General features: G+C 42.8%; 14 protein-coding genes. 7 read left to right on the plus strand and 7 right to left on the minus strand.

Translation table 11 applies throughout. From position 1 onward, the window contains the following. Window positions 1-207: 207 nt before the first annotated feature. The gene (locus SWH54_17665; protein ID MDY6793097.1) at window positions 208-1,671 is read left to right on the plus strand and encodes a reductive dehalogenase; all 1,464 of its coding nucleotides are present in this window, start codon (window positions 208-210) and stop codon (window positions 1,669-1,671) included. Window positions 1,672-1,807: 136 nt separating this feature from the next. Here the strand turns inward: SWH54_17665 and SWH54_17670 are convergent, their stop codons facing one another. From SWH54_17670 to SWH54_17685, 4 genes are all read right to left on the minus strand, one after another. Further along, window positions 1,808-2,302, minus strand: a complete 495-nt coding sequence (locus SWH54_17670) for a GNAT family N-acetyltransferase (protein MDY6793098.1) — start codon at window positions 2,300-2,302, stop codon at window positions 1,808-1,810. 216 nt (window positions 2,303-2,518) lie between these two features. Then, the gene (locus SWH54_17675) at window positions 2,519-2,788 is read right to left on the minus strand and encodes a bacteriophage holin (protein ID MDY6793099.1); all 270 of its coding nucleotides are present in this window, start codon (window positions 2,786-2,788) and stop codon (window positions 2,519-2,521) included. A 98-nt stretch (window positions 2,789-2,886) separates the two neighbouring features. Continuing rightward, complete coding sequence (locus tag SWH54_17680) at window positions 2,887-4,092, minus strand: helix-turn-helix domain-containing protein (protein MDY6793100.1); 1,206 nt, start codon at window positions 4,090-4,092, stop codon at window positions 2,887-2,889. 211 nt (window positions 4,093-4,303) lie between these two features. After that, on the minus strand, window positions 4,304-4,738 hold the full coding sequence (locus SWH54_17685) for a hypothetical protein (GenBank protein ID MDY6793101.1): 435 nt from the start codon (window positions 4,736-4,738) through the stop codon (window positions 4,304-4,306). Window positions 4,739-4,951: 213 nt separating this feature from the next. Here SWH54_17685 and ispG point away from each other — a divergent pair, with 213 nt between their 5' ends. Genes ispG through SWH54_17700 form a run of 3 tightly spaced genes read left to right on the plus strand, consistent with a single transcriptional unit; the run spans window position 4,952 to window position 9,691 of the window. Then, complete coding sequence (gene ispG / locus SWH54_17690; protein ID MDY6793102.1) at window positions 4,952-6,028, plus strand: flavodoxin-dependent (E)-4-hydroxy-3-methylbut-2-enyl-diphosphate synthase; 1,077 nt, start codon at window positions 4,952-4,954, stop codon at window positions 6,026-6,028. Continuing rightward, entirely contained in the window at window positions 6,025-7,545 is a 1,521-nt protein-coding gene (proS, locus tag SWH54_17695; GenBank protein MDY6793103.1) for a proline--tRNA ligase, read from the plus strand. Before ispG ends, proS begins: the two co-directional genes overlap by 4 nt. A gap of 1 nt (window position 7,546) precedes the next feature. After that, window positions 7,547-9,691 carry a bifunctional (p)ppGpp synthetase/guanosine-3',5'-bis(diphosphate) 3'-pyrophosphohydrolase gene (locus SWH54_17700; protein MDY6793104.1) on the plus strand — a complete coding sequence of 715 codons (2,145 nt, stop codon included), beginning with the start codon at window positions 7,547-7,549 and terminating at the stop codon, window positions 9,689-9,691. A 7-nt stretch (window positions 9,692-9,698) separates the two neighbouring features. Here SWH54_17700 and rpmB read toward each other — a convergent pair whose 3' ends face one another. The 3 genes from rpmB to trxA all read right to left on the minus strand — a co-directional run bounded on the left by rpmB (window position 9,699) and on the right by trxA (window position 11,474). Beyond that, a complete protein-coding gene (gene rpmB, locus SWH54_17705; GenBank protein ID MDY6793105.1) occupies window positions 9,699-9,890 on the minus strand; it encodes a 50S ribosomal protein L28 in 192 nt (63 codons plus the stop codon). A 489-nt stretch (window positions 9,891-10,379) separates the two neighbouring features. Further along, window positions 10,380-11,039, minus strand: a complete 660-nt coding sequence (locus SWH54_17710) for an outer membrane protein assembly factor BamD (GenBank protein MDY6793106.1) — start codon at window positions 11,037-11,039, stop codon at window positions 10,380-10,382. A 108-nt stretch (window positions 11,040-11,147) separates the two neighbouring features. Continuing rightward, window positions 11,148-11,474: a thioredoxin gene (trxA, locus tag SWH54_17715; GenBank protein MDY6793107.1), complete on the minus strand. Its 327-nt coding sequence runs from the start codon at window positions 11,472-11,474 to the stop codon at window positions 11,148-11,150. 368 nt (window positions 11,475-11,842) lie between these two features. On the opposite strand from trxA, the gene msrA reads away from it, so the two are divergent. The 3 genes from msrA to SWH54_17730 all read left to right on the plus strand — a co-directional run bounded on the left by msrA (window position 11,843) and on the right by SWH54_17730 (window position 16,306). Continuing rightward, on the plus strand, window positions 11,843-12,481 hold the full coding sequence (gene msrA / locus SWH54_17720; GenBank protein MDY6793108.1) for a peptide-methionine (S)-S-oxide reductase MsrA: 639 nt from the start codon (window positions 11,843-11,845) through the stop codon (window positions 12,479-12,481). 62 nt (window positions 12,482-12,543) lie between these two features. Further along, window positions 12,544-15,105 carry a PEP/pyruvate-binding domain-containing protein gene (locus SWH54_17725; protein MDY6793109.1) on the plus strand — a complete coding sequence of 854 codons (2,562 nt, stop codon included), beginning with the start codon at window positions 12,544-12,546 and terminating at the stop codon, window positions 15,103-15,105. 25 nt (window positions 15,106-15,130) lie between these two features. Then, window positions 15,131-16,306 carry a dual specificity protein phosphatase family protein gene (locus SWH54_17730; GenBank protein ID MDY6793110.1) on the plus strand — a complete coding sequence of 392 codons (1,176 nt, stop codon included), beginning with the start codon at window positions 15,131-15,133 and terminating at the stop codon, window positions 16,304-16,306. The last annotated feature ends 217 nt before the right edge of the window (window positions 16,307-16,523 follow it).

The following is a 16,523-nucleotide window of genomic DNA, read 5'->3' on the forward strand; positions in this document are numbered from 1 at the left end:
CTACGAAAGGAATATCAGGCCTAATAAGCTGATTTCAAATCGATCCCTCTTGATATCGTCACTAAATCGTATTATATTAATTAGTTAGAAGCTTTTATAAAATTTTAACCGGACACTAATGTGCCATAATATATTGTCATACAAGGGAAATGCCTTTAAAAAACAGCACGCAGCATCTGATGCTAAAATGAAAGGGGCTCACGTGGTATGAATGCATCTTTTTCTTTTACAATTGTGAATGTATTGATTTTTCTATGTGTCCTGGGTTTAACCATTCAGACATTCATCGGGCTTGCCTTTTTTATTTCAAGTGTATTGGAAAATGAAAGGCGGGCAACCGTTTTCGCCGCGGTGCAATTTGCCGGTATGGCAACTCTGTTAATCATCTTTCTTTTCCTGGTTGGACGTGGGTTCTTTAAAACCTCACCCGGCATGGAGTTGCTTATCGCCGGTTTTATCTTGGTAATTTTGGCTGCCATTTTCATGGTAAGGAAAACGGCACCCAACCGGAGAGCATTACTAGGGGCAACCGGATATGTCGTCAGCAAAAGCAGCCGCTTTGACGAAAGAATGATGGTTTTTGCCAGAAATCGGTCCATCCGCCCGGATTCGGAGCAGTATGATCGATTTTACAGCGAACACCCGCAACTTGAAAAATATGACTCCGACCGCAGGGAGAAAGGCGGCCCTTTGGGGAAAATCGGTCAGATAGACAGTCCTTATGAAGGTCCCAATGTGGCGGCCCTGCTGGCATCCATTTCCATGCCTATTCATCTTTGCTCCTCCGAAATTGTCAAACCCCATGCACATCCCTGGCTCAATGGCAACAAAATCGATCTCAGCCCTTCCGAAGCAACCACCAGGATCAAAGGGTATGCGACCAACCTCGGTGCCGACCTGGTCGGTATTGCCAAGATAAATCCCCTTTGGATATACTCTCACCGGGGTGAAATTTTTCACGAAAACTGGGAAGATTGGGGCGGAAAGATTCCGGCGGACCACAAATATGCCGTTGTTATGGCCCACGAGATGTCGGCGGATATGATCGGTCCGGCCCCTCACACCCCTTCTCTGGTGGAAAGCATGAAAAACTACGCCAAGGGGGCCTATCTTTCCACTCAACTGGCCGCCTTTATCGCCAACCTCGGTTATGAGGCCACTGCCAACCACCTGCGCCATTATACGGCAATTCTACCTCCACTGGCGGTCGATGCCGGACTGGGAGAGGTTGGTCGCCTTGGATATCTAATCACCAAGGAATTCGGCCCCAGGGTAAGACTGAGTGCGGTGACCACCAACCTTCCCCTTATCCCGGATAAACCGGTGGATATCGGGGTGGAAGATTTTTGCAAATTTTGTAAAAAATGCGCCACCTGCTGCCCTTCAGAATCCATTCCATATGCTGAACCCACAGAGTTTAACGGAACCTTGAAATGGAAGCTAAATGACGAAACCTGTTTTGCATACTGGGCCAAAGCAGGGACAGATTGCTGCATATGCATGAAGGTCTGTCCCTGGAGCCATGCCAGGACCTTTCCCCACCGTTTGATCGTCCGGCTCATCACCAGAAATAAATATGCCAGAAAAATTTTCTCGGTGATGGACGATATCTTTTATGGACGGATTTCCCTACCCAAAAAGGCACCGAAATGGGCACGTTTTAAGAAATAAAAATGAAGAGTACTTATAGAGCCACCTTGCTATGCTATACTGTTTGCCATAAATATGTTCCGTTTTAAATGAGGAAACTGTCTGAGTGTATTAGAGATGGCTAAGAAAGAACGATAATGAATTAATAGCAAAACACCTATATCTTTTTTTTAAACAATACCTTGGGGTCGTTTGGCCGGTTGTAATCCAGAGTAACGGGGATGCCATCAACTTCGGAATTGCCCGGTTCGATTTGGAATCCCATTTTTTTATGAAATTCGATTGATCCTTTATTGACGGGGGAGGTGCATGCCCGGATGGTGTCACGCTTATTTTCTTTGCAAACCCGATAAAATTGTCGGTACAGATATTCTCCTATTCCAATCCCGCGATAATCCGGATGAACACCGGCAAAATGAATATAGCCCTCACCCGTATCCGATTGCGATAGAAAACCGATTAAGAAAGCGATTAATGCGTCATTTTTTTCCATGACAAATGAGGTATTGCAAAAATGGTTTAGAAATAGTTTCGGCAACATCCATGTCAAATCTCTACCCCCCCACCACTCTTGTAACACGCTTATGATGCGATGATGGTCTGAAGGCGCACTATTTCTGATGATTACATCTTTAGGCAATTTTGAAATCACATGAATCCTCCATTCAATCTGTTTCTAGCAAAACGCTCCGGTGGAACAGAATTGCCCTGCACAAAAATTGCGTATGTAATGGTAATTTAGGTAAAGGGCAATTTTCCAACTCGGTGTCTTGTTCACCTGGAGCGCAGCAAAAAGAAACAGGACTTCAAAGGGAGTTTTCCGTTCAACTGCAGCAATGGCTTGCGATATTTCTTTACTCCGGCAAAATTATGCTTCTGCTTTACTTGAAGTACCGGCTGAGAATAAATTATACAGCCAGGCAAATATCGCACCCCCGATCAGACCGTCTATGAACGCCCAAATCAAGCCGATAATACTACCCATTGGGCTGATGCAGTACCCACGATAGAGACGTCCTATCAAAGTGGGGTCACCGCTAATCCCATCAAAAGCAATTACCCACCAGGTAAATAAGAAAAGACCCATTCCCCAGATCAATCCGGTCGTCAAAGCAAATGATTTTACATTGAGCTTCATAATACACCTCCCAAAATTAAATTAAGTAGTTATAGCAAAATTAATTCAAAAAGGTGTAACCGTCGACCGGTGTTATAACTCCGGACTAAATAATCGGGTTATTTTACATTTTTTTCTCTGAATTCATGCGGGGTCATTCCGGCATATTTTGCAAAGGCCGCATTAAAAGTTGATTTTGATTGAAATCCGGCATCATAAGCAATGGCAAGAATTTTATTCTCGGGATTCTCCACCAGCATTTTCTTTGCTTTTTTTATTCTATATTTATTTATAAATGATGAAAAGCTTTCTCCTTGTTTCTCATTTAAAAATTGTGAAAGCTGATGTTGAGATACATTTACCTTTTGAGCCAATAAGGGTAGGGAAATATGTTCATCGGTAAATATTTCTTCGGTATCCATTAGATAATTTAGCTTCGAGGTCAATTCTTTAAAGTTGATGCCCTTTAAATAGGAGCGTTTATTCTTTTCCTTTTCAACCACTCCGTATAGTATTTTATAGTAACCCGGATACCTGAAGTTGATTAAAAATAAAAAAATAATAATAAGTGTTAGCATTAATACTGATAATTCCATGAATACAGGCTTATTGGAGATGAACGCTACTATATCGGAAATACAGGCGAGCATTAATAAAGCTAAAATGATGCAAACAACCAATGCCGAAGGATGATTCAAAATGGTTTGCTTGGATAAAATAAAATAATTCAATAATTGGCGAACCGAGCAAACAAGATATAATACAAAAAACAACCAGCCCGCTATTCCAATATATAACATATTGGTATTATAAAAATATTCAGACAACAGCACAGGTTTTTGGAATTCAGAAGTATAAATGACCGAAAGCGAAATAACAGATGCGACGACAGCAGGTAAAAAATGCAATAGACCGGAAGGATTGATACTGTAATTCTTATGAAGTGAATGTGTTGTTATCAAATAAACCATTGGCCCCAATAGATAAAAAGCTGTGATTGGAAAAACATTGGCTGCTTTATATTCCATTAATAGGCCCATTTCAAAAAGGATATAATGGATTTGAAACAGGCCAAATACAAAGAATAACCCCAAAAACAACCAATTTTTAACGGATTTTCTATCTGCAATCAATTGCCCCACAGATATAAGGGCCGCCAGTAAAGAACCATAAAATGTGAAGATTAGTATGAGGAATCGCTTTATATGATGAGCTTGAATTTCCATTAACAAAATCGCTTGATTGTCAATCTCCCATTCCAGCGTTCCTGTGGAACGCAGTAAAAATCGACAAGAGGCCGCAAAAGGTTCACTCGTCGGTCGCATTCCCAAGGGAGGAAACGGCCTGGCACTCTGCAGACCATAGGAGCATTATAGATGGTGGGAAGACTTTATCGTAATGATCAGCCGGGCGGTTTGTCACCGAGCGCTGTCAGATTAGATCGGGGTCAGGTTCAAACCAGAAAGAATGATGTAAATACCAAAGACAGTAGTTAACCGGCAAACGGCTTGGTGTTGGTCCTGTTTGCCGACATCGTTAAAATGCCCCGATTTGGCAGGGTTTTATTTTAATGTTCATCGCCTCGACAATGCTGCTGATGGTCATCTTTCTTAGGTTAAATTCAGCGGCAATATCCCACGCATTCTTGCAGGGAAGTCTTCCATCCACCAGCGCATGAGAAATGGCATCTTTTAAATCCTGATTGTCAGTGGTTTGGGGTTTTACAATCTTTTTTTTGGGCAGATAGCCGAACAGCCCAAGCTGGCACTTCATCAAGCGAAAATTCAACAGATCCACCGTCTTTCCCACTTCAGCCGCTTCAACCCCCAGCTCTTTTGCGATTTCAAATGCAACCGCGCAGGAAAGTTTTCCTTCCTTAGAGCGTTTTACAACGGCTTCCTTAATTAAAGGATCTATCTTTATGTCACCCTGATGCTTTTTGGCAAAATGATTGCTGTGTTCAAGACTCATTTTTTCCTCACTGACCCGATCAAGCCAAAACCGGTTTCTGAATTTCCGTAAGCGTTCAGTGAACATTGAAAGTGGAAGCCGGAAATCCGGCTTTCAAGTTTCAAGCTGTAAACGACTATAGCTTTTTTTTATCAGACAAATATACTTTGTTCAAGAAAATTCAAGGACACTTTTTGCAATTGTTTTTTGTATCAATCTGAAGTATAAAAGCTCATGCCTTTTGACATCAAACGAAAAAAAACCCGGTCTGTGATGGTCGGCAAAATAAAAATTGGCGACATGGCCCCTGTTTCCATCCAGTCCATGACCAATACGTATACACAGGATATTCCGGCTACTGTTGCCCAAATACGGCGTTTAGAGGCCGCAGGATGCGAGATAGTAAGGGTTGCCGTTCCGGTTATCGAGGCTGCGGAGGCAATTACTTCGATAAAGAAAAAAATATCTGTTCCAATTATCGCAGACATTCATTTTGATTATCGCCTGGCAATCGCTTCCGCCAGAGCAGGTGCGGATGCTCTTAGAATAAACCCGGGAAATATAGGCAGCAGGGAAAAAGTCAAAGCGGTCATTGATTGCGCCAAAGACTTTAATATTCCGGTGCGCATAGGGGTGAATTCAGGATCTGTGGAAAAAGATTTGCTAAAAAAATACCAAGGCCCGTGCGCGGAAGCGATGGTGGAAAGTGCGATGCGAAATATCGATCTGGTGAGATCGCTTGATTTTCACCAAATCAAATTATCTATCAAAGCGTCCGACGTTCACCGAACCGTTCAAGCATACCGGCTTCTTTCGGAAAAGACTGACCTTCCCCTGCATGTGGGTGTGACGGAAGCCGGTGGTCTTTATTCGGGAATCGTTAAATCTTCCCTGGGCATCGGAATGCTTCTTGCTGAGGGCATTGGAGATACCATTCGGGTCTCTTTGACCAGAGACCCTGTTGAAGAGGTAAGGACTGGATATGAAATATTAAAAGGGCTGGATATTCGCAGATATGGTCCGGAAATCATATCCTGTCCCACATGTGGGCGCTGTAATATTGATCTTTTTTCAATGGTTGAGAAACTTGAAAAGTCTTTATTATTAAAATCCACCCCGATAAAAATTGCCATCATGGGCTGTGTGGTAAACGGACCGGGAGAAGCAAAAGAAGCGGATATTGGTATCGCCGGCGGAGATGGTGTCGGCATACTTTTCAAACGGGGAAAGGTGGTAAAAAAAGTTCCCCAAGAACGAATGGTTGAAATTCTACTGGAAGAAGTTGAAAAATATGAGAAAGGAAAATTATGACGAATCAGACAAAAACAGCCATTGCCCCCACCAGGTCTGAAGACTACTCAGAATGGTACCAGCAGGTCATCAAGGCGTCGGACCTGGCAGAAAGATCTCCGGTCAGGGGCTGTATGGTAATTAAACCCTGGGGATATGCTCTGTGGGAAAACATCATGCATGCCCTTGATGATATGTTTAAATCAACCGGAGTAAGAAATGCATATTTCCCCCTGTTTATTCCGCTAAGCTTTCTAGAAAAAGAAGCTGAGCATGTGGAAGGATTTGCCAAGGAATGTGCGGTCGTCACCCATCACCGGCTTGAAAAAGGATCGGAGGACAGCCTTCAACCCGCCGGCCGGTTAACAGAACCCCTGGTGGTCCGTCCCACCTCTGAAACCATTATTGGAGATTCATTTTCCAAGTGGATCAGCAGCTACCGCGACCTTCCGGTGTTGATCAACCAGTGGGCAAATGTGGTGAGGTGGGAAATGAGAACCCGCCTGTTTTTAAGAACCAGCGAGTTTTTGTGGCAGGAAGGTCATACCGCACATGCGACAAAAGAGGAAGCGCTTGAGCGAACCCAAATGATGCTCGATGTGTATGCAACGCATGCGGAAGAATACCTGGCGATGCCTGTCATCAGGGGGAGAAAATCAGCAGCTGAAAGATTTCCCGGTGCAATCGACACCCTGTGTATCGAAGCCATGATGCAAGACAGGAAGGCCCTTCAGGCAGGGACATCACACTTTTTGGGGCAAAATTTTGCCAAGGCATCCGCCATCCGGTTTCAGTCGGCCAAAGAAACAGAGGAATACGCATGGACCACCTCATGGGGTTCATCTACCCGCCTTATCGGTGGACTCATCATGACCCATGGGGACGACGACGGCATTATCCTCCCTCCCAAAATCGCATCTTCTCATGTGGTTCTTTTACCCATCATCAGAAAGGACAAAGACAGGCAAAAAGTAATGGAATATACCCAAAGCCTGTCAACAGAACTCAAAGACATAAAGTATGATAATCGCCGTATCGAAGTTGAAATCGATGATCGCGATATCGGTGGCGCCAGAGGTTGGGACTGGATAAAAAAGGGAATACCTCTTAGAGTTGAGATTGGGCCCAGAGATATTTCGGATCATTCGGTATTTGTGGGAAGAAGAGACAAAGGTCACCGGGACAAAGAATCCATAAAAAGAAATCAATTTGTGGGAGAAATAAAAAATATTTTAGATGAGATACAAAATAATCTTTTTACCCGGGCCTTGTCATTTAAGAAAGAACATACTATAATTATTGACGATAAAAAGAAGTTTTATGACTATTTCACCCCTGAAAGTCAGGAAAAGCCGGAGATACACGGTGGCTTTGCCTTGTCTTTTTGGTGTGGTTCGGCTGAATGTGAGGCAAAAATAAAGGAAGATCTTAAGGTGACCATCCGATGTATCCCCTTTGAAAACGATACAAGTTCGGGGAAATGTATTTGCTGCGGGAAAAGCGCACGTGACCGGGTAATTTTTGCCAAGGCATATTAAGATGATCCGTATCAATGATATACTTGACAAGGTATCTGAAACCAATCCTGAAGCTGACCTTGATATTATAGATAAAGCTTATATCTACTCTGCAAGGGTTCACGATGGACAGGTGCGACTGTCCGGTGAACCATACCTTTCCCACCCCCTTGAAGTGGCCAGTATACTGGCGGATATGAAACTCGATGTGGTGAGTGTGGCTGCCGGTCTCTTGCATGACGTCATTGAAGATACCAGTGCAACTGAGGAAGATATAAAAGAAATGTTCGGCCAGGACGTTCTTAATATCGTATCCGGAGTGACCAAACTCAGCAAACTTCCATTCCGCAGTTCTCAGGCACGTCAGGCTGAAAGCATACGAAAAATGATCCTTGCCATGGCTGATGACATCCGGGTCATTTTAATTAAGCTGGCTGACCGGCTGCATAACATGAGAACACTGCAATTTCATAATAACAAACAAAAAAAGAGAAAAATTGCCCAGGAAACCATCGATATTTATTCCCCTATTGCAGATCGGCTGGGCATTTACTGGATAAAAAAGGAACTTGAAGACACTTCCTTTATGTACCTTCAGCCGGAGGATTATTCCGAAATAAAAAGTTTTGTGCGAAAAGACCAACAGGAACGCGAAAAATATGTGGAAACTGTAAAAAATTACATGGCAAAAAAGTTGGGTGAGGCCGATCTGAAATGCGAAATCCTTGGCAGGAACAAACATTATTACAGCATATACCAGAAGATGGTCACTCAGAACCTCGACTTTGATGATGTTTATGACATTATCGCTTTCAGGATCATACTCGATACCATACCCCAGTGTTACGAAGCGCTGGGTCTTATCCATTCCCTGTGGAAACCGATAGACATCAAGTTCAAGGATTATATCGGGCGTCCGAAGCCGAACATGTATCAATCCCTTCACACCACGGTTATCGGCCCGTTCGGCGAGCGCATAGAAATACAGATACGAACCTGGGAGATGGATAAGGTTGCCAAGTCAGGCATTGCCGCCCATTGGAGCTATAAAGAAGGCAAAAGTATTGATGAAAATGTGAGCCAGGCTTATGCCTGGATTCAGAACCTGGTTGAAAACCAGGAAAATTTTCGCGATCCCAGCGAGTTTTTGGAAAATGTCCGCATCGATCTTTTCCCGGATGAAGTCTATGTTTTTACTCCCAGAGGGGAAATCAAGTCACTTCCAAAAGGGGCTTCGCCGGTGGATTTTGCCTATGCCATACATACCGAAGTTGGAAACCAGTGCAGCGGAGCCAAAGTGAACGGTCGAATGGTCCCCCTCAAGCATGAGCTGAAAACGGGTGATATTGCAGAAATTATCACATCAAAAAGTCACCACCCGAGCAAGGACTGGCTTAAATTTGTGAAGACGGTTAAGGCCCGGTCAAGAATCAGGCAATGGATTAAAACCCAGGAAAAAGACAGAAGCTTAAGTCTTGGCCGTGAGATGTGTGAAAAAGCGTTTCGTAAAGAACGCCTTAATTTCAGCTCATTGGTGAAAACGGAAGAAATGGAAAATGTAGCCGGCCATTTCGGATTTAAGACGGTAGACGACCTTATTGCAAATGTGGGTTACGGTAAAATCACTCCCTTGCAGGTGGTACGAAAATTCACTTCAAAGACCGAGCTGGAGGAAAACCGGCAATCTATTTTTAACAAGATCATCGGTCGGGTAAAGAAAAAGAAACCCAAATCAGGGGTCATTGTAAAAGGTGCGGATGACATCCTGATAAAGTTCGGCAAGTGCTGCCAGCCCGTTCCAGGTGATCCTATTACGGGTTATATTACCAAAGGTTACGGTGTGACCGTCCATCGAGCCGGTTGTATTAACGCCTTGAATATGAATCCTGAACGACAAATCGATGTGGAGTGGAATAAGGAAATTGATGAAAAATATCCGGTAAAAATCAGGATCCGTTCCTATGACCGAATGGGGCTGCTGGCCGATGTGGTCGGCGCGATCAGCAAGCTTGAAGCGAACATCATCAGCGCAAAAACAGCGACCAATGAAAATAAAATTGTGGAAAGCTATTTTACCATAGATGTGGGCAGTACTGAACATTTAAACAGAATTTTATCCACTTTAAAAAAGATAAAACATGTCCAGGAAATAAAGCGTATCGGTTAGGATTCATTCAGGGCGCTTTAACCACATGACCTGATTTTATACAACTGGTACATACCACAATTTTTTTGGTTCTTCCGTTTAAAACCGCTCTGACCCTTTGAAGGTTCGGGTTAAAACGACGCTTGGTTTGGTTGTGGGCATGACTGACATTGTTTCCCGTAAGCGGTTTTTTCCCACATATTTCACAAATTCTGGACATCTATTTTCTCCTTAAAGCTCAGGTATCGCTTAATTTTCTCTATATTTTGAAATTATTTAGAAAAATACTCAATCTTAAAAACTGATGGTGCGGCTTTTACACCATAATCAAAGGGGTGTAAAGCATTTTTCTTCAAATTCGCACATAAACTTCAGTCATTCTCATAAATTTTCATGCCCGATTGGACACAACGATTCATGCAACCTTAGGTTCGACCGGGGAATGGCCTATTGGCCTGTCACAAGACTTAACAAATGAGATCGATGTGTTACACGCCCCCTATCTACTCAGATAAATTGATACAAGCAGAAACGATCAACGCCGTGGTGGGATTCCGTCCCCTGGGGCTGGTTCAAATCTAATTGAAGCGAGATAGCTGCCGTACGTTCATTTATAGATAAGATTGTAAAGTCTGGTACCGGGAAAACAGGCGATTCCCCGGATGAACCGAACTAAGATTGAAAAACGAATGTTTGTTTTTAACTTTGCCTACTTGTTTTCCGCTTCTTTTTTCAAAGCTTTTTCACACAAAGCAATATGCAAAAAAGCGTCCTTGTGGATACCCACATCCGGGTATCTCGAAAGGACGGCCTGAAAACGCTTTAAAGCGGCTTTATAATGTTTGTTTTTGTAATAAAAAAGCCCGACATACATTTCATGCCCGGCAAGATTTTTCAAGCATTTGTTAATATGCTGTAATGCGATGCCGCGGTATTCATTATCAGGAAATTGCTTATTAAGCCTTTTGAATGTTTCGATTGCCTTTAATGCCGAAGCCTGATCGCGATCAACCGTATCAATCTGGTCGAAATAGCTGCGTCCAATCTGGTAAATCACATAAGGAATCGCTTCATTTCGCGGGTGAAGGTTTTCAAACTCTTCATAAGCAAAAACAGCTTCTTCATACTCTTGAAGGTGATAATGTGCGTCAGCAATTTTCAATTCTGCCAGAATTGAAAATTTACTAAAAGGATACCAGTCCTTTAGTTTTTCAAAGGATTCAATGGCGCTTTTATAGTTATTACTGTTGAATTCATCCATACCGTCCAGCGCAAGTTCTCTGGCGGATTTTAAATCCTTGGTTTTAAACAGACTGCAACCTGAACAGACAATCAGTATAATTAAAAATATTGCTGCAAATCGTTTCATTTTTTTAACTTAACCACGGAAACCGCTGAAAATGCAGAATAAAAACCGGCGGTGGGCGACAATACCACCGCCGATGATTCAAAAATAAAAATCCTTCCGGTGCCTTTTTTACAGCACGTTATTTATTGCCTCTTCTAGTTTTGATTTGGCAACCATTCCGGTAATCTGCTCTGCAACGTTTCCCTCTTTAAATATGATTAGGGTGGGAATAGCTTTGATTCCAAATTTTCCAGGAGTCAGCGGATTGTTATCAACGTTGCATTTTGCAAACTTTATTTTATCACCGAAATCTCCGGCGAGTTCTTCGACCACCGGGCCGATCGCTTTGCACGGGCCGCACCATGGGGCCCAGAAATCAACCAGCACAGGTTTTTCCGATTGTAAAACTTCGTTATCAAAACTACCGTCTTCTATTTCCATTACGCCATCAGCCATGTTATTATCCTTCCTTTAATTATTTTTTTAGTCCTTTGGAAAATAGGTCCAAGGTTGCATTCATATCATTCCGCTTTTCAAATCGTTATAATGAATCCCATGGAAATGATACCACCTGTTTCTTTTAAACTATAACGATACCTGCCCGTTTGTCAACCTTGACGGCGTGGTAAAAAGAAAGGGAGATGAACTTTAGCGGCGAGGTAAAGTTCAATCATATTCGGGTTGGTATGATTATTGCTTTCTGTTATAATGAAAGAAATAAAAAATATCACAGAAGCTAAAAGAAGCTGCTGCTAAATAAGGCCAGTCAGTTGCGTTAGCGAGTTATTTATAATAAAGCATAGCATCGTTGGGAGGAAATCAACGTGGTTGGAAAAAACAGTCAATTAATATTTCTGTTACCTACCCTGATGGTCACCCCGACTGATTCATCTGCTCCAACCAAATTAGACAAAGCCACCTTTGCCGGAGGATGTTTTTGGTGTATGGAACACCCTTTTAAGAAACTGAAAGGGGTTAAAGATGTGACGTCAGGTTATACCGGAGGATTCAAAGACGATCCAACCTATGAGGAGGTTTGCACCGGACAGACCGGTCATTTTGAAGCCGTTCAAGTCACCTTTGATCCTGCTGAAATAACCTATTCGGAGCTCCTTGAAGTCTTTTGGAAACAAATTGACCCCACCGATCCGGACGGGCAATTTATCGATAAAGGCACGCAATACAGATCGGCTATTTTTTATCATAACCAGCAACAAAAAGCATTGGCAGAAAAATCCAAGGCAACACTGGATCAGTCGGCAAGATATAAAAATCCTATCGTTACCCATATCGTCCAAGCATCAAAATTTTTTAAAGCAGAAGACTATCATCAGGATTACCATAAGAAAAACCCGGGAAGATACAAGCAATACCGATCTAGTTCCGGCCGTGATCCATACTTAATAAAAATTTGGGGAACCGACAAAAAAGCCAAAGAACCCAACAATGATAGTAAAAGATAAACAGGATGCTTCACTGTTTCCGCAGGGATATTTGGTATATCTGCATACAAAGGAATTGAAAAATGCCTATAACCAACCTGTTTAAGCACTGGACTTATAAACTTTTTTCTCCGACAAAGGCGCTTAAGGGCAAGTATGAGGCTTTTAAATCTCTGTTGACACATGACCAGCAGGTGCATGTATTGATGGCGGAACTGGAAGAGATATATTACAATCAGCTCAGGGTGGACTTCAAGCTTATCGAGGAAAAATATAATGATCTTTCCCGGTATGTTTTTGCAATGTTGAAAGACTTTGAAAAAATGTGTCCCACCTGTTACCCTGAATTGAAAGCCTATTTTAAAAAATTCGACTCCTATATTAAATTCATTTTTGCCACCCAGGTAGGTAATCCTTCTGCCCCCTTTACCATGACCTTACATACAATTCCTCTGGATAGCCAGACTTTGGCCGGCAGCAAAGCTTTGAACCTGTCTATCATTGAAAGAGATTTACAGCTTCCCATACCCGGTGGGATGGTGATCACCACCAACGCTTTTAACTACTTTGTTGAGTATAATGATTTGAGAAAATCAATTGATGAAAGGCTCTGTAGGCTGGACATCAACTCCACCGCGTCTTTGAATATCATTTCACAGGAGTTGGTGGATCTTATGACCAACGCCCAAATTCCCTCTGACATGGAAAAGGATATCTTCAACGCGTATGATCGAATTCAAAGGCAGGCAGGCAAAGAGGTAAGACTGGCATTGCGGAGCAGCGCCGTGGGCGAGGACACGCGCTCGTCTTTTGCAGGTCAGTACCGCACCATTCTTAATGTAGGTAAAAACGGCATGCTTGACGCCTATAAGGCGGTCATAGCAAGCAAATATTCACCGAGAGCACTTTATTACAGGATCAGCTATGGACTTTTGGATACGGAAACCCCCATGGCGGTGGCTGCTCTTGAGATGGTCGATTCGGCTGTTAGCGGAATCATCTATACTGAAGATATGGAAGATCCTGGCACAAACAGCCTGACCATTCATTCCATCTGGGGCCTGGGTGAATTGTTGGTGGGAGGCGAGGTGTCAGCAGATATCATTAAGGTGACCAAGAAGCATCAACCTGAAATCATCCAAAAAAAAACAGGAGTCAAATCAAGACGGATGGTCTTTTCAGCACAAAGCACCACTGAAGTTGTTCCGATTGATGATGAAAAGCAGCGGTTACATTCCCTTGATGATGCTTCTGCCCTCATTCTTGCCGATTGGGGAATGAAGCTTGAGAAACATTTTAAAGAACCTCAGGATATTGAGTGGTGCATGGACAGCGATGGTCAACTTTTTTTGCTTCAATCAAGACCGCTTCGGTTTGAAGAAACCGACTTAACGCCTCTTGAATGCACGTTTGAAGATATAGAAAACCAACTTCAGGTGTCGGGTGGGGAAATGGCCTGTCCCGGAATTGGTGCAGGAAAAGTGTTCAGGATAGAGCGCGAATCAGATCTTGAAAATCTGCATGACGGTGCGGTTCTTGTAGCCAAAAAGGCCTCTCCCAACTATGTCACAGTGATGAACAAGTTAAATGCCGTGGTCACCGATACGGGTAGCACTGCCGGTCATTTTTCATCTGTGGCACGTGAATTCGGGGTACCCACCCTGGTAAATACCGGTGTGGCAACTGCCCGCCTCACCCAGGGGAATGATGTGACCGTCCATGCGGATGGCAGGGCGGTTTATGATGGCATTGTCCAGGAAATGCTGGAAAGCCCTTGCGCACAAAGGGACCTGCTATCAGACAGCCCCTTTGCACACAAATTGAGATATGTCATAGATTTCATTTCACCGTTAAGGCTCACTGATCCGCAGGCTGAATCTTTTATCCCGGAAGGATCCAGGTCACTTCACGATATTCTCCGGTTTACCCATGAAAAGGCAGTTCAGGAGATGTTTCACATGGGAAATAGGCGAATCAGAAAGTTGGGAGGGGCTAAAAAATTGCTTTCAAAATTGCCCATGCTGTTTTACGTGGTGGACGTCGGTGGTGGAGCCAGGCAAAACCGATCCGGGCAAAAAACAGTTCGCATGGACGATATCCTCAGCATTCCCATGAAAGCCATATTTAAAGGCTTGACCCATCCTGATATAACCTGGTCGGATTTTACCCACTTTGACTGGGCGGAGTACGACAAAATTGTGATGAGCGGTGGGATCATCAGCGCAGAGTCAACCATGTTTGCCAGTTATGCGGTTCTTTCCCACGACTACCTCAACCTAAATCTTCGGTTTGGTTATCATTTTGTTATTGTAGATACAATTTGCGGAGATCAAGCTAAAAATAATTATATCCTGTTCAAGTTTTCCGGGGGAGGGGCTGATATTGACAAGAGAATGCTAAGGGCCGATTTCCTGGGCAGCATTCTGGATCGACTTGGATTCAAAGTGAATATGATAAACGATCTTATAGATGGCACTCTTAAAGGGGGACAAAGGAAATCTATTGAACACAAACTGGATATCATTGGCCGTCTTCTGGGTTGTACCCGGTTAATGGATATGTATCTTAAAGACAGCTCCATGGTGGAAAATTATGTGGAAGAGTTTATGAACGGACGGTATCATTTCGCTTCAGTTGAGATGTGATGATTTAAAATAGGGGAGCCCAAGCATGAAGGTCGAATCGGTAAAAAAATTTTTAAAAAATTGCTTGAAAAGCTTAAATATTCGATCGTGCACCGACAAACATCAATTAAAAAAAGATCCGGCTTACCGGCTTACATGGATTACCGATTATCTGGCGGTGGGTCATGCCCCCATGTCGTTTGTTGAGCTCGATTCTATAAAAAAACAGGGAATCAATGCCATAATCAACCTTTGTGCAGAGTTCGACGACCTTCATGAAATCGAGCATCAGTCAGGCTTTGAGGTTTATTATCTGCCGGTCCAGGACGAAAATACTCCCGATATGGATGACATGGAAAAGGCACTTGCCTGGCTGGACGAAGCGATTTATCTGGGTAAAAAGACCCTGGTACACTGCCGCCATGGAATTGGGCGAACAGGTACATTTGTGACCTCCTATTTGCTGAGAAGAGGTCTTGGCCTAAAGGTGGCCACCAAAAAAATGAGAGATACATGTGCGACTCCGACCAATTATCGCCAATGGAAACTCTTAAAAAAATATGGAAAAAAATCAAAAGTTCTGAAGGTCAGAGAGCCTTCACTTGAAGCGAGAAACGTGGTTGATTTAAGCATCTATTTTGCTGATTATGAAGCCCTGATTCAAAAAATAGATGAAGACATTAAAAAGGCGAGCAAAACCCGCACCAACGTTAAAATATGTGGGCTCGAATCTTCAGAATGCTGTTTCCAGTACTTCGATCTGCAGTTTATAGAGGTGATCTATCTAAGCAATATGATGAATCGCATCCTTCCCCGAAGTTTGAGAACAGAGACCATTAGCAAGGCTGTAATGGTATGTAAAAACACAAGAGACATAAAAGCCCGACTAGGCAAGAAAGGATATGATCCCGAAAAAGATAAAAAGGCTTTGATGGAAACCTACGCCAGAGAAAAGATTCTATGCCCGTTAAATAGAGAATCCAGATGCTCTCTATTTGAATACCGACCGATAAGATGCAGGTTGTATGGCGTTTGTGATAACTCAGTTGATCTTGATGATATTAATCATCACATTATTGACATTTCCCGAAACGTCTTTTTGGCACTTTCAGGATCATTTCTTGAAGAAAAGACCCTGTCCTTTTCTTTGGCCGATACTGTTTCAGGCAAGTTTGTACAGGACTACTTTTATTATTTGGCCTCTTTGCAAACAGATCGTTAGAGGTTATAGTAATTCTCAAAAATATGTTCCGTTTTAAATGAGGAAACTGTTTGAGTGTATTAGAAATTGTTAAGAAAGAACTTAAGTGAAATATTGTTACCCCAATTGAGCGAAAACTTATGCTGCTTTTTTAAATTCATTTTCGTTTAGAGTAGTACAAATGTTACGATAAAGTAATTCAGTTTCATTGTTCTTTGTCAATTCGATGACTTTTACA

It is taken from the genome of Thermodesulfobacteriota bacterium, from assembly GCA_034189135.1.
Lineage (GTDB): Bacteria > Desulfobacterota > Desulfobacteria > Desulfobacterales > JAUWMJ01 > JAUWMJ01.

Excerpts from the sequence above, each read along its gene's own strand:
- SWH54_17665 (MDY6793097.1), top strand. The coding sequence starts at position 208 with ATGAATGCATCTTTTTCTTTTACAATTGTGAATGTATTGATTTTTCTA.
- SWH54_17675 (MDY6793099.1), bottom strand. The coding sequence starts at position 2,788 with ATGAAGCTCAATGTAAAATCATTTGCTTTGACGACCGGATTGATCTGG.
- SWH54_17680 (MDY6793100.1), bottom strand. The coding sequence starts at position 4,092 with ATGCGACCGACGAGTGAACCTTTTGCGGCCTCTTGTCGATTTTTACTG.
- SWH54_17685 (MDY6793101.1), bottom strand. The coding sequence starts at position 4,738 with ATGAGTCTTGAACACAGCAATCATTTTGCCAAAAAGCATCAGGGTGAC.
- ispG (MDY6793102.1), top strand. The coding sequence starts at position 4,952 with ATGCCTTTTGACATCAAACGAAAAAAAACCCGGTCTGTGATGGTCGGC.
- proS (MDY6793103.1), top strand. The coding sequence starts at position 6,025 with ATGACGAATCAGACAAAAACAGCCATTGCCCCCACCAGGTCTGAAGAC.
- SWH54_17700 (MDY6793104.1), top strand. The coding sequence starts at position 7,547 with ATGATCCGTATCAATGATATACTTGACAAGGTATCTGAAACCAATCCT.
- rpmB (MDY6793105.1), bottom strand. The coding sequence starts at position 9,890 with ATGTCCAGAATTTGTGAAATATGTGGGAAAAAACCGCTTACGGGAAAC.
- SWH54_17710 (MDY6793106.1), bottom strand. The coding sequence starts at position 11,039 with ATGAAACGATTTGCAGCAATATTTTTAATTATACTGATTGTCTGTTCA.
- trxA (MDY6793107.1), bottom strand. The coding sequence starts at position 11,474 with ATGGCTGATGGCGTAATGGAAATAGAAGACGGTAGTTTTGATAACGAA.
- SWH54_17725 (MDY6793109.1), top strand. The coding sequence starts at position 12,544 with ATGCCTATAACCAACCTGTTTAAGCACTGGACTTATAAACTTTTTTCT.
- SWH54_17730 (MDY6793110.1), top strand. The coding sequence starts at position 15,131 with ATGAAGGTCGAATCGGTAAAAAAATTTTTAAAAAATTGCTTGAAAAGC.